General features: G+C 73.4%; 14 protein-coding genes. 10 read left to right on the top strand and 4 right to left on the bottom strand.

The window, feature by feature from the left end:
* Nucleotides 1-6: 6 nt before the first annotated feature.
* Complete coding sequence (locus tag ACZ4YL_RS22940; protein WP_468118889.1) at nucleotides 7-786, bottom strand: YoaK family protein; 780 nt, start codon at nucleotides 784-786, stop codon at nucleotides 7-9.
* A 51-nt stretch (nucleotides 787-837) separates the two neighbouring features.
* Between ACZ4YL_RS22940 and ACZ4YL_RS22935 the strand changes: the two genes are divergently transcribed.
* The 3 genes from ACZ4YL_RS22935 to ACZ4YL_RS22925 all read left to right on the top strand — a co-directional run bounded on the left by ACZ4YL_RS22935 (nucleotide 838) and on the right by ACZ4YL_RS22925 (nucleotide 3499).
* On the top strand, nucleotides 838-1431 hold the full coding sequence (locus ACZ4YL_RS22935) for a histidine phosphatase family protein (protein WP_468118887.1): 594 nt from the start codon (nucleotides 838-840) through the stop codon (nucleotides 1429-1431).
* 99 nt (nucleotides 1432-1530) lie between these two features.
* Entirely contained in the window at nucleotides 1531-3063 is a 1533-nt protein-coding gene (locus ACZ4YL_RS22930) for an APC family permease (RefSeq protein WP_468118885.1), read from the top strand.
* Nucleotides 3064-3073: 10 nt separating this feature from the next.
* A complete protein-coding gene (locus ACZ4YL_RS22925) occupies nucleotides 3074-3499 on the top strand; it encodes a universal stress protein (protein WP_301372903.1) in 426 nt (141 codons plus the stop codon).
* Nucleotides 3500-3551: 52 nt separating this feature from the next.
* On the opposite strand, the gene ACZ4YL_RS22920 is transcribed toward ACZ4YL_RS22925, so the two are convergent.
* From ACZ4YL_RS22920 to ACZ4YL_RS22910, 3 genes are all read right to left on the bottom strand, one after another.
* On the bottom strand, nucleotides 3552-4832 hold the full coding sequence (locus tag ACZ4YL_RS22920) for a cation:proton antiporter domain-containing protein (RefSeq protein WP_468118883.1): 1281 nt from the start codon (nucleotides 4830-4832) through the stop codon (nucleotides 3552-3554).
* Nucleotides 4819-5451: a flavin reductase family protein gene (locus ACZ4YL_RS22915; protein WP_468118882.1), complete on the bottom strand. Its 633-nt coding sequence runs from the start codon at nucleotides 5449-5451 to the stop codon at nucleotides 4819-4821. Before ACZ4YL_RS22915 ends, ACZ4YL_RS22920 begins: the two co-directional genes overlap by 14 nt.
* Before the next feature lie 84 nt (nucleotides 5452-5535).
* A complete protein-coding gene (locus ACZ4YL_RS22910; protein WP_468118881.1) occupies nucleotides 5536-7137 on the bottom strand; it encodes a tryptophan halogenase family protein in 1602 nt (533 codons plus the stop codon).
* 174 nt (nucleotides 7138-7311) lie between these two features.
* Here ACZ4YL_RS22910 and ACZ4YL_RS22905 point away from each other — a divergent pair, with 174 nt between their 5' ends.
* The 7 genes from ACZ4YL_RS22905 to ACZ4YL_RS22875 all read left to right on the top strand — a co-directional run bounded on the left by ACZ4YL_RS22905 (nucleotide 7312) and on the right by ACZ4YL_RS22875 (nucleotide 18060).
* Nucleotides 7312-8325, top strand: a complete 1014-nt coding sequence (locus ACZ4YL_RS22905) for an AfsR/SARP family transcriptional regulator (protein WP_468118879.1) — start codon at nucleotides 7312-7314, stop codon at nucleotides 8323-8325.
* Nucleotides 8326-8453: 128 nt separating this feature from the next.
* Nucleotides 8454-9965 carry an aldehyde dehydrogenase family protein gene (locus tag ACZ4YL_RS22900; RefSeq protein ID WP_468118966.1) on the top strand — a complete coding sequence of 504 codons (1512 nt, stop codon included), beginning with the start codon at nucleotides 8454-8456 and terminating at the stop codon, nucleotides 9963-9965.
* The gene (locus ACZ4YL_RS22895) at nucleotides 9962-11899 is read left to right on the top strand and encodes a non-ribosomal peptide synthetase (RefSeq protein WP_468118878.1); all 1938 of its coding nucleotides are present in this window, start codon (nucleotides 9962-9964) and stop codon (nucleotides 11897-11899) included. The genes ACZ4YL_RS22900 and ACZ4YL_RS22895 overlap by 4 nt, the downstream gene beginning before the upstream one ends.
* Nucleotides 11900-11902: 3 nt before the next feature.
* Nucleotides 11903-12670, top strand: coding sequence for a thioesterase II family protein (locus ACZ4YL_RS22890; protein ID WP_468118876.1), 768 nt, complete (start codon nucleotides 11903-11905; stop codon nucleotides 12668-12670).
* Entirely contained in the window at nucleotides 12633-12890 is a 258-nt protein-coding gene (locus ACZ4YL_RS22885) for an MbtH family protein (protein WP_468118874.1), read from the top strand. Before ACZ4YL_RS22890 ends, ACZ4YL_RS22885 begins: the two co-directional genes overlap by 38 nt.
* Before the next feature lies 1 nt (nucleotide 12891).
* Complete coding sequence (locus tag ACZ4YL_RS22880) at nucleotides 12892-14106, top strand: cytochrome P450 (protein WP_468118872.1); 1215 nt, start codon at nucleotides 12892-12894, stop codon at nucleotides 14104-14106.
* 15 nt (nucleotides 14107-14121) lie between these two features.
* On the top strand, nucleotides 14122-18060 hold the full coding sequence (locus tag ACZ4YL_RS22875) for an amino acid adenylation domain-containing protein (RefSeq protein WP_468118870.1): 3939 nt from the start codon (nucleotides 14122-14124) through the stop codon (nucleotides 18058-18060).

Genomic DNA, 18060 nt, shown 5'->3' with positions numbered 1-18060 from the left:
CCCCGTTCACCCCGATCGTTCCCGGCCAGGGGCCTGGTCGGTGTGCAGCCCGGGCTGGCTCCGGTACAGGAGGCCCACGACCAGCACCGTCACGGCGGCCGGCAGCAGCAGCCAGCCCACGGTCCATCCGGCCCGCAGCAGCAGCGCCCCGAGGAACCCGCCGGCGAACATGGCCAGGACCGAAATGCCGCGCAGCCTCCAGCCGGCCGTCCCGAACCCGTACGCGTTCTCCCGTCCCATGGCCGAAGCACCCAGGAAGGCGGTCATGGACCGGGTGACCAGCGTCGTCGGTACGCCCGGCACGTTCGCCCGCATGATCGTGGTGTTGCGCAGCCCCATCGCCAGGGCCAGCACCGCCGTCGCCGCCAGATGCCGCGGGGCCGGGGATCCGTACTGCGGAGCCAGCCCCCAGCCGATCCCCGCGGCGGTCAGGATGAGCCCCGCCTCGGCGATGAGGCCGATGACGAACCAGCGCCTGCCGCGGATCTCGGTCACGGACTCCAGATGCGACCCGCAGACCACCCCGACGACGAACGCGGCCAGGGAGATCCCGGGAGCGAGCGTCTCCAGTCTCCCCGCCCCCGCCGCGCCGAAGGCCAGGAACAGCACGTTGCCCGTCTGCATCGCCGTGAAGGCCGGCCCGAGCGCCAGCAGGCTCGCCGCCTCCACGATCCCGGTCACCCCGGTCAGTACGACCATCAGCGCGGGCATGTGCGGCGGGAGCGGCGGCGAACCGGCCGTCCGCCCGGCCTCCCGGTCCTCGTCCATGACGCCCGACAGTGACACGCCCGCCCGGATGCTCCGGCGCCGACATGCCGGAGGCATAGGGTCCGAAGGATGAGTGACCTGTTGCTGGTGAGGCACGGCGAGACCGCCTGGAGCGCGAACGGGCGCCACACGGGACGCACCGACCTTCCGCTGACCGCGCGCGGGGTCGAGGAGGCCATCTCGCTGGCCCCCTACTTCCGGGACCGGCGGCCGGCCCTGGTCCTGACCAGCCCGCTGCGCCGGGCCGTCGCCACCGCCGAGCTCGCCGGGCTAACCGGCGGGCAGGCCGACCCCGACCTCTACGAATGGGACTACGGCGGCTACGAGGGAATCACCACCGCGGAGATCCGGAAGAGCACCCCGGACTGGTCCCTGTGGACCCACGGCGTTCCGCCCGGCGACGCCGAGCACCCCGGCGAGAGCGCCGCCCAGGTGGGCGCCCGCGCCGACCGGGCCCTGGCCCGCGTCGCCCCCGTGCTCCGCGCGGACGGCGGCAACGTGGTGCTCGTCGCCCACGGCCACTTCCTGCGCGTCCTCACCGCCCGCTACCTGCGACTGGAGCCCGAGCACGGCCGGCTGTTCCTGCTGCGCACGGGCACCGTCAGCGTGCTCTCCACGGAGCACGGCCTCCCGGTGATCGCGGGCTGGAACACCCGCCCCTGACCGGAGCTCCGGCCGAGGCCCCGACCGAGGTCCCGACCCCGGCCGCGACCGAGGCCGCCTCGCCTCGCGCGGCGATGCCGTCTGCGTGACCATTCGTACATGGGTCACGACTCGTACACGGACGACGGCAGTGCGGGCGCCGGACCGGAGGGCCTGGACGCGAGGCTCAAGGCCAACGCGATCGGATTCCTCGACGCGCTCGTCATCGGCCTGAACTCGACCTCGCCCGCCTACTCCCTGGCCGCCGTCCTCGGGCCGATCGTGGCGTTGGTCGGGATCTACGCACCGGGCGTGATGCTGGCCTCCTTCGTCCCGATGCTGCTCATCGCCGCCGCGTTCTACTACCTCAACAAGGTCGACCAGGACTGCGGGACGACCTTCTCGTGGGTCACCCGGGCCATGGGTCCCTGGGCGGGCTGGCTCGGCGGCTGGGCCATCGCCATGACCGGCGTCCTCGTCATCGGCTCGCTCGCGGACGTCGCCGTGCACTTCGGCCTGCTCGCCTTCGGACTCGACAGCTGGGCCGCCAACGCATGGATCCGGCAGACCCTCACCGTCGTGGTGATCCTGGTCATGACCGGGATCTGCGTCATCGGCACCGAACTCTCGGCCCACCTCCAGGACATCCTCATCCTCGCCCAGGTCTTCTTCCTGCTGGCCTTCGCCGTGGTCGCCTTCTACCGCGTCTACTCCGACACCAGCACCCTCGACTCGATCGAGCCGTCCCTCAGCTGGCTCAACCCCTTCGGCGCCGGCGGCGCCGCCCTCACCGGCGGGCTGCTGCTCGGCGTGTTCATGTACTGGGGCTGGGAGTCCGCGGTCAACCTCACCGAGGAGGTGGAGAACTCCGCCACCGCGCCCGGCCGGGCGGGCATCTGGTCGACCGTGATCCTCCTGGTCACCTACCTGTCCGTGGGCTTCGCGGTCGTCGCCTACGCGGGCACCGTCTACCTCGCCGAGAACGCGGCCGAGGAGGAGGCCATCTTCGCGGTCCTCGCCCACGAGGTCATGGGCGGCTGGGACTGGGTGGTGCTCCTCGCCGTCTGCACCTCGGCGCTCGCCTCCACCCAGACCACGATCATCCCCGCCTCCCGCACCGCCCTGTCCATGGCCCGCCGGCACGCGCTGCCGCACCGGCTCGCCCAGATCCACCCGAGGTTCCGCACCCCGGACGTGAGCACGTGGTGGGTGGCGGGCATCGCCATCGGCTGGTACCTCGTCGTCAACCAGATCAGCGAGAACGCGCTCCTGGACTCGCTCACCGCGCTCTCCCTGCTCATCGCCTTCTACTACGCTCTCACCGGCCTGGCCTGCGCCGTCTACTACCGCCGCCACCTCTTCGAGAACCTGCACAACTTCCTGTTGATCGGACTCGGCCCGGTGGTCGGCGCCGGCCTGCTGACCTGGCTGCTGGTGGAGTCGATCGGCGACATGTCCAACCCGGAGAACTCCGCCAGCGGCGTCTCCTGGTTCGGGCTCGGCCCGCCGCTGGTCATCGGCATCGGCATCGCGCTCGTGGGCGTGGCCTTCATGTGCTTCTGGCGGGTCCGGGACGGCAGGTTCTGGCAGGAGCGCCGCGGCGTCGTCGACCCGGAACTCGTCCACGCCGGGAAGCACCGGTCCACCTCCTAGGGAGCCCCCGATGTCCGTGGTCCTCGGATACGACGAATCACCCGGCGCGGAACGGGCCCTGGAGGTGGCGCTGGAGGTGGCCACGGCCTTCGGTGAGCCCCTCGTCCTCGTCTACGGCGCGGCCGCCCCGGGCGCCACCGGCGAGGAATCCCGTGCCCACCGCGAAGCCGTCCGCCAGGCGGGCCGCAGCGCGCTGGCGCACGCCGTCGAGGAGGCCGACGCGGCCGGGGTGCCCTCCACGGTCGAGGTGGCCGACGAGAAGCCCGCGCAGGCCCTGCTGGACGCCGCCGAGCGCCACCGGGCCCGTGTCATCATCGTCGGTAGCTGGGGCGACAGCCCGATGCGCGGCGCGCTGCTCGGCTCCACCCCGCACAAGCTCCTGCACCTGTCGCCGATCCCGGTGCTGTGCGTACCGACCGGGCCGGAGGGCGCCTGAACAGCCGTGGTGCGACTGGGGCGGACACCCTCCGGTCCCGGCGGCCCGCCCGTCAGGGCCCGGAGAGGGCGTTCTCGGGCTCGGCCTGCGCCGGGGCCCGGCCGCTCACCTCCTTCCCGGCGCGCAGCCGGGTCAGGGCCGGGCTGGTGATCGCCGTCGTCACCAGGGCCATCAGCACCAGCATGGTGAACAACTGCGGCCCGATGACGCCGAGTTCCAGACCGACATTGAGCACCACCAGCTCGGTCAGCCCCCGGCAGTTCATCAGGGCGCCGATCGACAGGGCCTCCCGCCACGGTCTTCCGCACGCGCGCGCCGCGCCCGTCGCGCCGCCCCACTTGCCGAGGAAGGCGACGAAGAGGATCGCGGCCGTCCAGAGCCACAGCCCGGGCGAGGCCGTCAGGCCCCCGATGTCCGTACGCAGCCCCGTGTGCACGAAGAACAGCGGCAGCAGCACGGGCACCGTGAACGCGCGCAGCCGGGCCGCCGAGGCCTCGATGCGCTGCCCGGTGCGCGGGGTGACCACCCCGAACAGGAACGCCCCGAACAGCGCGTGCACGCCGATCAGGTCGGTGGCCAGAGCGGACAGGCTCAGCCCGCTGAAGAGCGCCACCAGCACCGCCGCGTCGCCGGCCCGGTCGACGCGGGCCGACCAGCGGGCCAGCAGCGGCCGTACCGCGTACAGCATCACCAGCGTGAAGGCCACGGCGAGTCCGGCCGTGGTGGCCGCCTCGATCGGGGACCCGGCCGTGGAGAGGGCCACCACCAGGGCCAGCAGGCACCACGCGACGACGTCGTCCACGGCCGCGCAGGCCATGGCGAGGGCGCCGAGCGCAGTCCCGTACAGGCCCCGGTCGATGAGGATCCGGGCGAGGACCGGGAACGCGGTGATGGCCATGGCCACCGCCATGAACAGGGTGAACGGCATCCGCCCCACCCCCTCGGGGGCGAACCCGCCGTACATCGCGAGGGCGAGCAGTGCGCCCAGGGCCAGCGGCAGCAGCATGCCCGCCTGGCTCACCGCCACCGCGACCCGGGTGTGACCGCGCAGGCTCGTCAGGTCCAGCTCCAGCCCGACCAGGAACATGAAGGCGAGCAGCCCGAGCTGCCCGAGCACCGAGGTGTACGGCAGCACGGACGGCGGGAAGAGCGCGTGCTGGGCCTGCGGCCAGAGCCAGCCCAGCAGCGAGGGGCCCAGCAGGATGCCGGTGGCGATCTCGCCCACCACCGGGGGCTGGCCGAACCGGCGGCAGACGGCGGCCCCCACCTGACTGGCCAGGATCACCACCGGAACGGCGATCAGCAGGGCGGGCAGCGGGTCAGCGGACGACACGGGTACCTCCTTCGGGCGCGGCGGGCCGCAGGGCTGCGGGCAGGTCGCGGTGCGGGGCCGGCTGTGCGGCCGGCTGGGGAGCCGCGGTCGCCGCGGACCAGGGGGCGTAGCGGCGCAGCCCGTAGAGCAGCGGCTGCCGGTCGTCGCGCACGGTCACCCGCCGGACTTCGGCGAAGACGGCCGTGTGGTCCCCGAAGCCGACGGTTCTGACCACGGCGCAGTCCGCGACGGCGTGGGCGTCCGCCGTCAGGTGCGGTCCGCCGGCCCCCAGCGGCAGCCGCCACTCGACGCGGTCGAAGCGGTCGGGCGCCCCGGAGGCGAACAGGTCCGAGGTGCCGCGGGCCCGCTCGTGCAGCAGGTTGAGGGCGAAGTGCCCCTCGGTGAGCAGCACCGCGAGGGTCGGGCTCGCCGCCCGTATGCACACCACGAGCGTCGCCGGTTCGAGGGCGACGCTCGCGAGGGAGGTGCAGGTCAGGCCGTGCGGCACGGAATCGGAATCCAGGGTGGTGACGACGGACACCCCGGTGGGGAAGGCGGCCATGAAGGGACGGAGGTCCGCCGGCTGGACCCCGGCCGACTCGTCCGGGGCGGCGGGATGGGGCACGGAGCGGTGGGGCATGTCTGACTCCTGAGGTGGCTGAAGCAACTGCGGCCCGGCAGCCGGCGGGAGAGCCGTACTGCCGGGCCGTGGGAGCGGTGGGCCTTACGCGCCGTGCAGCTGGCGCAGGTAGTCGTAGGCGCTGGGCAGCGTCTCCAGCAGGTTCTGCTGCTGGCGCTTGACCGTGTCGAAGAGGGGTTCGGCGCTGGCCACCGAGTCCGGCCGGTGGGCCAGGGAGGGCAGCGGGGCGTCCGGCTCCAGGCCGAGGCCCGCGAAGATGCAGTAGTAGCTGCCGTTGGTCCAGAAGTTGCGGAACTCGGCCTCGAAGTTGCCGTAGTACGTCGACTCGTCGGTGATCGGCGAGTTGATGGGCAGGCCGGCCTTGTAGGCGGAGATCTTCTGCTGGATGTTGTCGGGGAGGGTCAGCTTCTTGTTGGCCTGCCAGAACGGCGTGTCGTTGCGCGGCGCGTAGAAGAAGTGCGCCTGGATGAAGTCGCGGGTGTCGTCGAACATCACCTCGATCTCGTGGTTGAAGCTGTTGATCAGACCGTCGTTGAAGGTCTTGTCCGGGAAGTGCTTGGCCAGCTGGTAGATCGCGGCGGTGATGAAGTAGATGCCCGTCGACTCCAGCGGCTCCAGGAAGCAGGAGGACAGGCCGATGCTGACGACATTCTTCACCCACGCCCGGCGGTTGCGGCCGACGCGGAAACGGATGTGGTTGAACTTCGTCACCTCGGGGTCCAGGCCCCACATGTCCGCGAACTCGCGGGTGGCGGTGTCCTGGTCGGTGAACTTGCTGGAGTACACGTAGCCGGTGCCGAAGCGCCCCAGCATGGGGATTTTCCAGGCCCAGCCGGACGACATGGCGATCGCCGAGGTGTACGGCTCCACACCGTTCGCCTCGTCGTCGTGCGGGACGGCCGTCGCCACCGCGCTGTCGCACAGCAGGTGGTCGCTCATGTCGATGAAGGGCTCCTCCAGCGCCTGGTTGATCAGCAGGCCGCGGAAGCCCGAGCAGTCCACGAACAGGTCGGCGTCCAGGGCCAGTCCGCCCTTGGTGTGCAGCGTGGTCACGTAGCCGCGCTCGTCCTGCTCGACCCGCACCATCTCGTCCTGTACGTGGTTCACGCCCTGCTTCTCGGTGCTGAACCGGCGCAGGAAGTCGGCCACCAGCTGGGCGTCGAAGTGCCAGGCGTACCGGGTGGCCGGCCGGCCGTCGAGCCAGCGCGGGGCCTTCATCGCGTCCATCACCGGGGGCTCGCGGAAGCAGGCGTAGTCGAACGGCTCGGTGGTGCGGCCCTCGTACTTGCGCTTGAACCAGTAGTGCGACAGCGGGGTCTGGTCGTAGTCGGGGAGCAGCCCGAACGGGTGGTAGAAGTGGTCCGGACCGCCGCCCGGCAGGTCGCGGGCCGTCGACTCGCCCTGCCCGTCGGTCCGCCAGTTGACGAAGCGCACGGCCATCTTGAAGCTCGCGTTGCACTCCCGCATCCACTCGTCCTCGGCGATGCCCAGGTAGTCGAAGAAGGAGCGCTGCAGGTTGGGCACGGTGGCCTCGCCGACACCGATGCGCGGGATCGTCGGCGCTTCGAGCACGGTGATGTCGACCGTTCCCTGCAGCGCCTTTCCGAGGTATGCGGCCGTCATCCAGCCGGCCGTGCCGCCGCCCAGGATGACGACCTTCTGAAGCCGGGTGTCGCTGCTGGTCATGAAACAGCCCTCATTTCGGATTCGGCGGTTCGGGTGGTCGTGCTCATCAGTGTCGAAAAACGCCCTATCACCGCTCTACACAGCTCGGATCCGGCCGTTGTAGGGCCTTTGTAGAACCCCCGGACACACTCCTCGCAGGCAGAGCGGCAGGCTGAAAACCACCGGGAGGACGCGATGACCACCGCAGCGAACGGGACGGCGGGGCCGGCGGTACGGGTCCGCTTCCTGGGCGACTTCGAGCTGACCGTCAACGGCGTCCCGGTCCAGCGCTGGCGGGCCGGCAAGGCCCGTGGCCTGTTCCAGTACCTCGTCGTCCACCGCGGCCAGATGCTCACCCGCGACCGGCTCTACGCCTCCCTGTGGCCCGGCGCCGACGCCGCCGCGGGCAGCTCCCTGAAGGTCGCCGCCCACGCACTGCGCCGGGTGCTCGACGCCCACCCCGACCGCCCCGGCGACTCCGGGATCCGGCTGGTCTACCGGGACTTCGGCTACGTCCTGCACATCACCGGGCTCTGGTCCGACCTCGACCGCTTCCAGGAACTGGTGCACACCGGCCTGCGCGCCGCCGCGGCCGGCGACGCCCCGCTCGCGCGCACCCGGCTGCGGGCGGCGATCGGTCTCTACGGCGGCGAGTTCCTGCGCGGCGAGAGCGCCGACTGGGTCGTCGAACAGCGCGAGTACCTCAGGGCGCTCGCACTGCGGGCCCTGGGAGTGCTGCGCGCCGACGCCGAGACCCGCGAGGACTTCGTGGAGCTGATCGAGGTCTGCAAGCGCACCCTGGAGATCGACCGCCATCACGAGGAGACCTACCGCGCGCTGATGGCCGCACACGGTCGGCGCGGTGAACTCGCCTGCGTCCGGCGCTGGTACGAGCTGTGCGCCCGCCGGATGCGCGACGAGCTGGCCGTGGCACCCGGCCACGAGACCCAGCGGCTGCTGGGCACCCTGATCCCGGCCGCGGCGCGCGCCCGGCCCGCCTCCGCCCCCGTCTCCGCCGTGACCGGAGCCCCGCCCGCCACCGTCCGCGCGCTGCGGCCGGCGGCCCGCCGGGCCGGGACTCCCGCCGGGACCCCCGCCTGGAGCCCGGACGCCCGTACGACCGCCCTGGCCCGCCCCGTGCGGCGGGCCAGGCCAGACAACCGGGCCGCGGCCGCCCTGGCCCGCGCGGCCGACCAGGCGACCGCGTGACACCGACCCAGCTGTTCAGCGAGCCCGTGATCCCGTGACCGAGTGAGGACCCCACCGTGACCGTGCTGACCGTGCCGACCGAGCCACAGGACTCCAGACCCGCCGGGGCCGAGACCGACGCGGCCCCCCTGCCGCCCCGTTACACCGACCAGTGGATCGGCGGCGCCTGGGTCGCCTCCGACGCCGACGGCCGCCTGGTCGTCACCGACCCCGCCACCGAGCGCGCCCTGGCCACCGTGCCCGCGGGCACCGCCCGGGACGCCGACCTCGCCGCGCGCGCCGCGGCGGGCGCCTTCCCGCGCTGGGCCGCCACCCCGGTGCGCGAGCGCACGACCCTGCTCCGCCGGGTCGTCGAGGCCATGGAGGTCCGCGCCGACCGCTTCGCCGAGACCATCACCGCCGAGGTCGGGGCGCCCGCCCGGATGGCCCGCCAGACCCATGTCGGGCTCTCCCTCGGCATGGCGGCGCACTGCGTCGAAACCGCCGCCTCCTACGCCTTCGAGGAGCGCGTCGGCCATTCGCTCGTCGTGCGCGAGGCCGCCGGAGTGGCCGCGTGCATCACCCCGTGGAACACCCCGCTGCTGCTCACCGTGCAGAAGATCCTCCCCGCGCTCGCGGCCGGCTGCACGGTCGTGCACAAGCCGAGCGAGATCACCCCGCTGCACGCCCGGCTGCTCGCCGAGGCGATCGCCGAGGCCGATCTGCCGCCCGGCGTCTTCAACATGGTCGTCGGCACCGGCGCCGCCGTCGGCACCGCGCTCGTCACCCACCCGCTGATCGACGTGGTCTCCCTGACCGGTTCCACCCGGGCCGGCCGCGAGGTCTCCGCGCTCGGCGCCGACACCGTCAAGCGCGTCCACCTCGAACTCGGCGGGAAGAACGCGAGCCTCGTCCTCGACGACGCCGACCTGGCCGCGTCCGTGGCCGCCACCGTCGACCAGATGCTCTTCAACACGGGCCAGACCTGCCTGCAGTGGAGCCGGCTGCTGGTACCGAGGGACCGCCAGGACGAGGCCGTACAGCTCGCCGGCGAGGCCATGGCCGGATACGTGACCGGCGACCCGCGCGACCCCGCGACCGATCTCGGCCCCCTGGTCTCCGCCGCCGCGCACGCCCGCGTCACCGGCCACATCCGCCGCGGCGTCGGCGAGGGCGCCGGCCGGCTGGTCCGCGGCGGCCCCGACCGGCCTGCCGGCCTGGACACCGGCTACTACGTCCAGCCGACGATCTTCGCCGACGTGGACCCGCTGAGCGCGATCGGCCAGGAGGAGATCTTCGGGCCGGTGCTCTCGGTCATCCCCTACGACGACGAGGACCAGGCGGTCCGGATCGTCAACGGGACCCGCTACGGGCTGCACGGCGCGGTCTGGTCCGGCGACGGCGCCCGCGCCGAACGGATCGCCCGGCGCTTCCGCTCCGGCCTGGTCGACGTGAACGGCGGCCAGTTCAACCCGGCCGCCCCGTTCGGCGGGTTCAAGCAGTCCGGGATCGGGCGCGAATGCGGCGCCGCCGGCCTGGAGGCCTTCCTGGAGACCAAGTCGATGCAGCTCCCGCAGGGCACGGGAGGCCAGGTGGTCGGCCCGCGCCTGCGGGCCACCGCGGCCGCCCGCCCGGCGGACACCGAGAGGAACGACGGATGACCGACCGGCACGCCGAGTCCGCCGGGGCCACCGCCCCGGGCGTACCGGCCGACGACGCACCGCCCCGGGCGGCACGGGCCGAACCGGGCTCCGCCGGACCGGGCTCCGCCGGAAGGGCCGACGGCGCGCTGCCGCCGCTGTTCGCCCGCCTGGAGCGGTGGACCCGCGAACAGCCGAACGAGACCGCCGTCAAGGCCTTCGACGGCACCCTCACCTACGCGGCGCTCACCGCCCGCACCGCCCGGTACGCCACCGCGCTCGCCGGGGCCGGAGTCGGCCCGGAGACCTCCGTCGGGCTGCTGCTCGGCCGGTCCCGGGAGAGCGTGCCCGCCCTGCTCGCCGTCTGGAGCCTCGGCGGGACCGCCGTCCCCCTGGATCCCGCGCACCCCGTCGAACGCCTCGGCCGCGTCCTGCGCGACGCCGGGGCCGCCGTCCTGGTCGCCCCCGAGGTACCCACCGGCCTGGAGCCCGGCGGGATCGCCCTGCTCGCCCCCGCCGACGTCCGCCGCAGCGCCCCCGGCGCGCTCGCCGTGTCCGTACCCGCCCCCGACAGCTGCGCGTACCTCGTCTACACCTCCGGAACCACCGGCCGCCCCAAGGGGGTCGAGGTCACCTACCGGGGCCTGGACACCTTCGTCGACGCCCTCGGCACCCTCGGCCTGCCCCCCGGCGGCCTCGGCCTCAACGCGGTCTCGCCCGCCTTCGACGGCTGGCTCTGGTGCACCCTGCTCTACCTGACGCACGGCCAGGGGGTCGCCCTCACCGACCTCTCCCTGGACGGCCTGCGCCAGGCCGCCGCCGAGGGCCGCGAGCCCCTGCCCGCCGGCCTGCGCACCGTCTCCCTCACCCCGTCGCTGCTCGCCGCCCACGGCGCCGGGATCGACACCGCCGAGGTGGTCGTGGTCGCCGGGGAGGCCTGCCCGGCCGCCCTGGCGGAGCGGTTCTCCCGCGGCCGCCGACTGCTCAACGTGTACGGGCCGACCGAGGTGACCATCGCCGCGACCTGGGCCGACAGCCGACGAGGGGACGACGTGACCACCATCGGACGACCGCTGCCCGGCTACCGCGCCTACGTCCTGGACGAGGAGCTCCGCCCGGTGCCCGCCGGCACCGAGGGCGAGCTCTACCTCGGCGGCCCCGCCGTCGCGCGCGGCTACCGGGGCCGCCCCGGACTCACCGCGAGCCGCTTCCTGCCCGACCCCTTCCAGGGCGGCGGCACCCGCATGTACCGCACCGGCGACGTGGTGATCCGCCGGGCCGGCGGCGAACTGGAGTACCGGGGCCGCCGCGACGACCAGGTGAAGATCCGCGGCCACCGCATCGAACTGGGCGAGGTGGAGCGGATCGCCGCCGAACTCCCCGAGGTCGTCGCCGCCGCCTGCTGCCCGCTCGCCTCGGGGCAGACCCTCGGCCTCGCCGTGGTCGCGGCCCCGGGCGCCGACCCGGCGGGCCTCGCCGACCTGGTCGTGGAACGCTGCCGCAAGCAGCTGCCCGCGGCCGCGGTGCCCAGCACCGTACGGGTGCTCGACCGGATCCCGACCCTCAGCACCGGAAAGGCCGACCGCGAGGCGCTGGCCACGGCCCTGACCGCGCCGGAACGGACGCCCGGTGCACCGGTGGTGACCCCGGGCGCCGGTCCGACCACGAGCGAGCGCATCGTGATGGCCGTCTGGGCCGACGTGCTCGCCACCGAGATCGCCGGCCCCGACGCGGACTTCTTCGAGCTGGGCGGCCACTCCCTGGCCGCCGCCCGCGCGGTGTCGGAACTGCGCCGCGTCACCGGACTGCGCGTCGGCCTCGGCGCGCTGCTGGCCGAGCCGACGGCCCGGCACTTCGCCGCCGAACTCGACCGGCTCTCCGCCGAGCGGGAGGCCTCCGCCGAGCGGGAGGCCTCCGCCGCCGGCCCGGCCGCCGACCCCGCCGAAGGGGCCTGAGCCATGGGCGCCTGGATCTCCACCTGGACGGACGACCCCGCCGACCAGGCCCTGCCCGTGCTGCTCTGCCTGCCCCCCGCCGGAGCCGGCTGCCAGCAGTTCCGCTCCTGGCAGCCCGAGCTGGCCGGCACCGCCCAGGTGTACGGAGTACAGCTGCCGGGCCGGGAGAACCGCTGGCGGGAGCCGATGCCGGACACCTTCGACGAGGCCGTCCTGGCCATCGCCGCGGAGCTGCGGGACATCGTCGCCACCGGCCGGCCGCTGATCGTCTTCGGCCACAGCTTCGGCGGCCTCCTCGGCTACGAGGTCTCCCGCCGCGTCGCCCCGCGGGCCCTGGTGGTCAGCGGCTGCCGGGCGCCCGGCCACTGGGACGGCGCCGGCCGCGGCATCGTCGACGACGGCGAGGATCTGGACAAGCTCTTCGACACGGCCGGCCTCGACCCCGAACTGCTCGACGAGGACACCCGCGCCCTGATGGTCGCCATGCTCCGAAAGGACGCCCAGCTGTCCCTGAGCTACGTCCACAAGCCGGGTGTCCGCCTCGGCACGCCCGTCCACGCCTGGGGGGCCGACGGCGACGAGACCGTCAGCTCCGCCGACCTGGACGGCTGGGCCGCGATCACCACCGCCGCCTTCACCCGGCACACCACCACGGGCGGCCACCACGCCGTACTGCGTCACCCGCGGCCCGTACTGGACCACCTGACCACCCTGCTGCGGGCCGAGGGCGCCGATGTGCCGGCCCCCGCACCCACCGCGACCGGCGCCTGAGCGCCCGACCGTCCCCACCCGCCCGAGCCCGGAGGACACCGTGCCCACCACCCACCAGGTCCTCGTGAACCACGAGGGGCAGTACGCGCTGTACCCCGCCACACGCGAGACCCCCGACGGCTGGATGCCGGCCGGGTTCGACGGCACCGAGGACGAATGCGCCGGCTTCGTGGACGCCCAATGGCCCGACACCCGCCCGCTCAGCCTGCGAGGAGCCTGAGATGGAGATCGACCTGCTCGACCCGGGCCCCTTCGGCCGCAACGACTTCTGGCCCGCCTTCACCTGGCTGCGCGCCCACTCGCCCGTCCACTGGCACCCCGAGCCCGGCAGCGACGACGGGGGCTTCTGGGCGCTGACCCGCCACCGCGACATCATGAAGGTGTACGCCGACAGCGACACCTTCAGCTCGGCCCGCGGGATGCGGCTGGGCAGCGACCCGGCGGCCGTCGCCGCCGTCGCCCAGCGCATGCTCATCGTCTCCGACGTCCCCCACCACACCCGGCTCAAGCGGGCCCTCCACCAGGCCTTCGGGCCGCAGCAGATGCCGCGCCTGGAGGCGATGGTCGAGAAGGTGGTCGGCGAGCTGGTGACCGAGGCCGCCGAACGCGACGAACTGGACTTCATCGACCTCGCCAAGCAACTGCCCAACCGGGTCGTGTGCGCCATGATGGGCATCCCGCGCGCCGACTGGGCCTGGATCGGGGCCCTGACCACCGACGCCTTCGACTCCCCGGACGACGAGGTACGCACCAACGCGCACTCGGAGATCTTCCTCTACTTCATCGAGCTGCTCGCCGAACGCCGGGTCCGCCCCGGCGACGACCTGGTCAGCCAGATCGCCCACGACACCCTCGTGGACGAGGGCGACGGCACCGAACGGCCGCTCAGCGACCACGAGATCGTGTTCAACCTCAACGGGGTCCTCTCCGGGGCCAACGAGACCACCCGCTACTCGGCGGCCGGCGCGGTCCACATGTTCGCCGAACACCCCGACCAGTGGCGGCTGCTGCGCGGCCTCGGCCAGGGCGGCATCGCCCCGGCCGTCGAGGAGATCCTGCGCTGGACCACCCCCGGGGTGCACGCCCTGCGCACCGCCGTCCGCGACACCGAGATCAACGGGATCCCGGTGGCCGAGGGCGCCCGGGTGACGCTGTGGAACGTCTCGGCCAACCGCGACGAGGACGTCTTCGCCGACCCGCACGCCTTCCGGGTCGACCGCCGTCCCAACCGGCACGTCGCCTTCGGGCACGGCCGCCACCTGTGCCTCGGTGCCCGGCTCGCCCGCTTCGAACTCGGCGCCCTGCTCACCGAGATGCTCGGCGTGCTGGACGGCTTCGAACTGGCCGGACCCGTCACCTTCAACTCCTCCAACTTCACCTGGGGGATAAACAGTCTCCCCGTGCGGCTGCTGCGCAGCCGAGCCTTCGCGAAGTAAGAAAGGGCCCGCACTGTGACCACCGCACTCGTCGACTTCAACCGTTCGGACGCCGCCTTCCCCGCCACGGGGTATCCGCAGCTCCTCGCCGAACAGGCCGCCCGCACCCCCCGGGCCACCGCCCTCGCGCAGGGCGGCCGCAGCTGGACCTACGCCGAACTGGAGGCCGCCACCAACCGGCTCGCGCACGCGCTGATCGCCCGCGGAGCCGCCGCCGGGACCCGGATCGGCCTCTGCTACCCCCGTAGCGCCGAGTACGTCATCGGCTCCCTCGCCATCCTCAAGACGGGCGCCGCGATCGTCGCCCTCGACCCGGTCAACCCCGACGACCGGCTCGCGGCGATGATCGCCGACGCCGCCCCGCTGCTCGTCCTCACCCCGGCAGGCAACGGCCGCCGGATACCGCAGGACGTGCCACAGGCCGAGGTCGCCACCGCCGGACAGGACCTCCCGGACACCGCGCCCGCCGTCGTGACCGGACCCGACACCGTCAGCCACCTCATCTACACCTCCGGCTCCACCGGCACCCCCAAGGCCGTCCTGGAGCGGCACGGTGCGCTCACCAACCTCGTGCACTGGACCACCCGCGCCTACGGGGTCCGGCCCGGCGACCGCGCCTCCTGGATGTCCACCCCCGGCTTCGCCGTCCAGATCATGGAGTGGCTCGCCTACCTGCCCGCCGGCGCGGCCATCCACATCCCCGAGGCCGGGCAGGCACAGACCCCCGAGCAGATCCGCGACTGGCTCGTCGGCGAGGGCATCACCCACACGATGCTGGTGGCCGCCCTGGCCGAGCCCGCGTGGGGCCTGGACTGGCCCGCGGACACCGCGCTGCGGATCCTGGTGACCACCGCCGAGCGCGTCCACAGCTGGCCGCCCGTCGACACCCCGTTCCGGGTCGTGATGACCTACGGCACCACCGAGACCACCAACGTCCTGTCCTGCCTCGACCTCGGAGCCGGCGTCGACTTCACCAGCCAGGCCACCTCCGACGAGGTCCGCGCCACCCGCCAGGTCCCGGTCGGCGTGCCCATCGCCAACCTCCGCGTCCACCTCCTGGACGAGGACGGCCGCCCGGTGCCCGAGGGCGAGGTCGGCCGCCTGCACGTCTCCGGCGCCGGGGTCGCGGCCGGATACCACGGCCGCCCCGAGCTCACCGCCGCGAAGTTCCACCCCAACTTCCTCCCTGACGACCCGCACCCGGTGCTCTACGACACCGGCGACCTCGCCCGCCGCCGCGAGGACGGCGCCGTCGAACTCCTCGGCCGCTCCGACTCCCAGGTGAAGATCCGCGGCTTCCGCGTGGAGCTCGGCGAGGTCGAGACGCACATCGCCCGCCTCGACGACATCGCCGAGGCCGTCGTCGTCACCCAGGAGCGCGGTCCCGGAGACAAGCGGCTCATCGCCTACGTGTCCCCGGCCGGCGCGGCCGAACCCGACTCCGCCGCCGTGCGCGCCGATGTCGCCCGCACCCTGCCCTACTACATGGTCCCCGCCACCGTGGTCGTGCTGCCCGCCCTCCCGCGCCTGCCCAACGGCAAGGTCGACCGGCGCAGCCTGCCCGAGCCCCCGGAGGGCCGCGACGCGGTCGGCGCCGGCTACGAGGCCCCCCGCAACGAGGTCGAGGACGGGCTCAGCCGGCTGTGGGCCGAGGCGTTCCGCACCGACGGCGTCGGCATCCACGACAACTTCTTCGAGCTGGGCGGGCATTCGCTGCTCGCCTTCCAGCTGATCGACGAGATCCGCCGCCGCTACAGCGTCGAGCTCAGCCTCTCCGACCTCTCCACCTGCCCCACCGTCGCCGAGCTCGCCACCCTCGTCACCACCGAACGCACGGGCGGCCGCGGCTCCTTCGGCGGGCTGCCGGCGATCGTCCCGGACCCCGCCGCGCGCTTCGAGCCCTTCCCGCTCACCGAGAGCCAGCAGGCCCTGTGGATCGGCCGCGGCGGGCTCGTGGAACTGGGGAACGTCGGCTGCCACGGCTACTTCGAGTGGGAGAGCGAGCAGCTCGACGTGGCCCGCTTCGAGGGCGCCTGGCGCCGGCTCGTCGAACGCCACGACGCACTGCGCACCCGCGTCCTGCCCGACGGCACCCAGCAGGTCTTCGAGGAGATCCCGGCGTACGAGATCCCCGTCACCGACTTCGGCGGGCTCGACGAGGAGTCCCGCCGGGCCGAGCTGGCCGCGCTGCGCGAGAGGCTCTCCCACCAGGTCCTCGACGCCGACGCCTGGCCGCTGTTCGACGTACGGATCAGCCTGCTCGGCGGCGGCCGGGCCCGGATCCACCTCTGCCTGGACTTCCTCGTAGCCGACGCCTGGAGCTACTTCCAGGTCCTCATCCCGGACCTGGTCACCTACTACGTGGAACCCGGCGCGGAACTCGCCCCGCTGGAGCTGACCTTCCGCGACTACGTCCTCGCCGTCGGGAACTCGCTGCGCGACAGCGAGCTCTACCGCCGCTCCGAGTGGTACTGGCGCGACCGCCTCGCCACCCTTCCGCCCGCCCCCGAACTGCCCGGGCGCCCGGCCGACGCCCCCGAGCTGCCGGTCCGCTTCGAGCGCCGCAGCCACGTCGTCGCCCCGGAGCGGTGGAGCCGGATCCAGGAGCGCGCGCACGCCCGCGAGGTGACCCCCTCCGGGATACTGGCCGCCGCCTACGCCGAGATCCTCGGCAGGGCCGCCGGACAGGCCCGGTTCACCATCAACTTCCCGCTGTTCAACCGCCTTCCGCTGCACCCGCAGGTCAACTCGCTGCTCGCGGACACCACGACCACCCTGCTGCTGGCCGTCGAGCAGACGGAGACCACCTTCGCCGGACGGGCCCAGGCCGTCCAGCGCCGGCTCTGGGCCGACCTGGAGCACCGCTACTTCAGCGGGGTGCAGGTGCTGCGCGAGCTGACCAAGCTGCGCGGCTCCCTCGCCCCGGCCATGCCGGTGGTGATGACCAGCCTGGCCGGCCACCCGCCGCAGTACGAGGAGACCGAGCTGGGCGCCCCGGTCTACGGCATCTCCCAGACCCCGCAGGTCTCCCTCGACTTCCAGGTCTTCGAGAAGCCCGACGGCCTCACCTTCAACTGGGACTTCCTGCCCGCCGTCTATCCGGACGGACTCGTCGACGCCATGTTCGAGGAGTTCACCTCCCTGCTGGACGCCCTCGCCGAGGACGAGATCTGGGAGCGCCACTCCCCGCCGCCCGGTGAGGACGGCACCGCCCCCGGCAAGGCCGAGGAGCGCGACACCGGCGACGCCTGGGAGCGGTACTGGGCCGGGATCCGGCGCACCGGACGCGGCGGCGACGTCATCTGGGACGCCGACAGCGGCGAGGAGTTCCAGTGGCTGCTGGACCAGGCGCAGCGCCACTTCCGCAGCGACCTGCCGGTCATCGACCTGGGCTGCGGCAACGGCCGGTACAGCCGCGAACTCGCCCCGCACCACCCTTCCGTCATCGGCGTCGACGTATCGGTCAGCGCCATCGACCACGCCAAGCGGGAGGCCGACGGCGTACCGAACGTCGACTACCTGGCGATCGACATGACCGACGCCGAGCAGGCCGCCGTCCTGGGGGAGGGGCCGTACAACATCTTCGTCCGCGGCGTCTTCCACGTCCTGGACAGCGAGGCCCGGGCCCGGCTCGCCGCCGTCGCCGGCCGGCTGCTGGGCGACGAAGGCACGCTGATCGTGCACGAGCCCGACTACTCCAGCAACTCCTTCGGCTACCTCGGCTTCGTCGGCGGCAAGCGCGGCCGCGCCGAGGACCTGGTCGGCCCGCTGGAGGCGGCCGGTGTCCGGCACTCGCACCGCTTCACCCGGCCCGAACTGGCCGAGGCGTTCGGCGCGGACGCGTGGGAGGTCGTCGAGGACGAGGCGATGGAACTGCACGCGATCGACCCCCGGTCGGACTCCGACGCGCTGCGGCTGCCCGGCTACTACGCGGTGCTGCGCCGCAAGCGCTGA

The sequence above is a fragment of the Streptomyces sp. NPDC030021 genome (genome assembly GCF_055574035.1).
This window is presented reverse-complemented; position numbering and strand designations above follow the sequence as displayed.

Excerpts from the sequence above, each read along its gene's own strand:
- ACZ4YL_RS22935 (WP_468118887.1), top strand. The coding sequence starts at position 838 with ATGAGTGACCTGTTGCTGGTGAGGCACGGCGAGACCGCCTGGAGCGCG.
- ACZ4YL_RS22915 (WP_468118882.1), bottom strand. The coding sequence starts at position 5,451 with ATGCCCCACCGCTCCGTGCCCCATCCCGCCGCCCCGGACGAGTCGGCC.
- ACZ4YL_RS22910 (WP_468118881.1), bottom strand. The coding sequence starts at position 7,137 with ATGACCAGCAGCGACACCCGGCTTCAGAAGGTCGTCATCCTGGGCGGC.
- ACZ4YL_RS22905 (WP_468118879.1), top strand. The coding sequence starts at position 7,312 with ATGACCACCGCAGCGAACGGGACGGCGGGGCCGGCGGTACGGGTCCGC.
- ACZ4YL_RS22890 (WP_468118876.1), top strand. The coding sequence starts at position 11,903 with ATGGGCGCCTGGATCTCCACCTGGACGGACGACCCCGCCGACCAGGCC.
- ACZ4YL_RS22895 (WP_468118878.1), top strand. The coding sequence starts at position 9,962 with ATGACCGACCGGCACGCCGAGTCCGCCGGGGCCACCGCCCCGGGCGTA.
- ACZ4YL_RS22880 (WP_468118872.1), top strand. The coding sequence starts at position 12,892 with ATGGAGATCGACCTGCTCGACCCGGGCCCCTTCGGCCGCAACGACTTC.
- ACZ4YL_RS22925 (WP_301372903.1), top strand. The coding sequence starts at position 3,074 with ATGTCCGTGGTCCTCGGATACGACGAATCACCCGGCGCGGAACGGGCC.
- ACZ4YL_RS22885 (WP_468118874.1), top strand. The coding sequence starts at position 12,633 with ATGTGCCGGCCCCCGCACCCACCGCGACCGGCGCCTGAGCGCCCGACC.
- ACZ4YL_RS22930 (WP_468118885.1), top strand. The coding sequence starts at position 1,531 with ATGGGTCACGACTCGTACACGGACGACGGCAGTGCGGGCGCCGGACCG.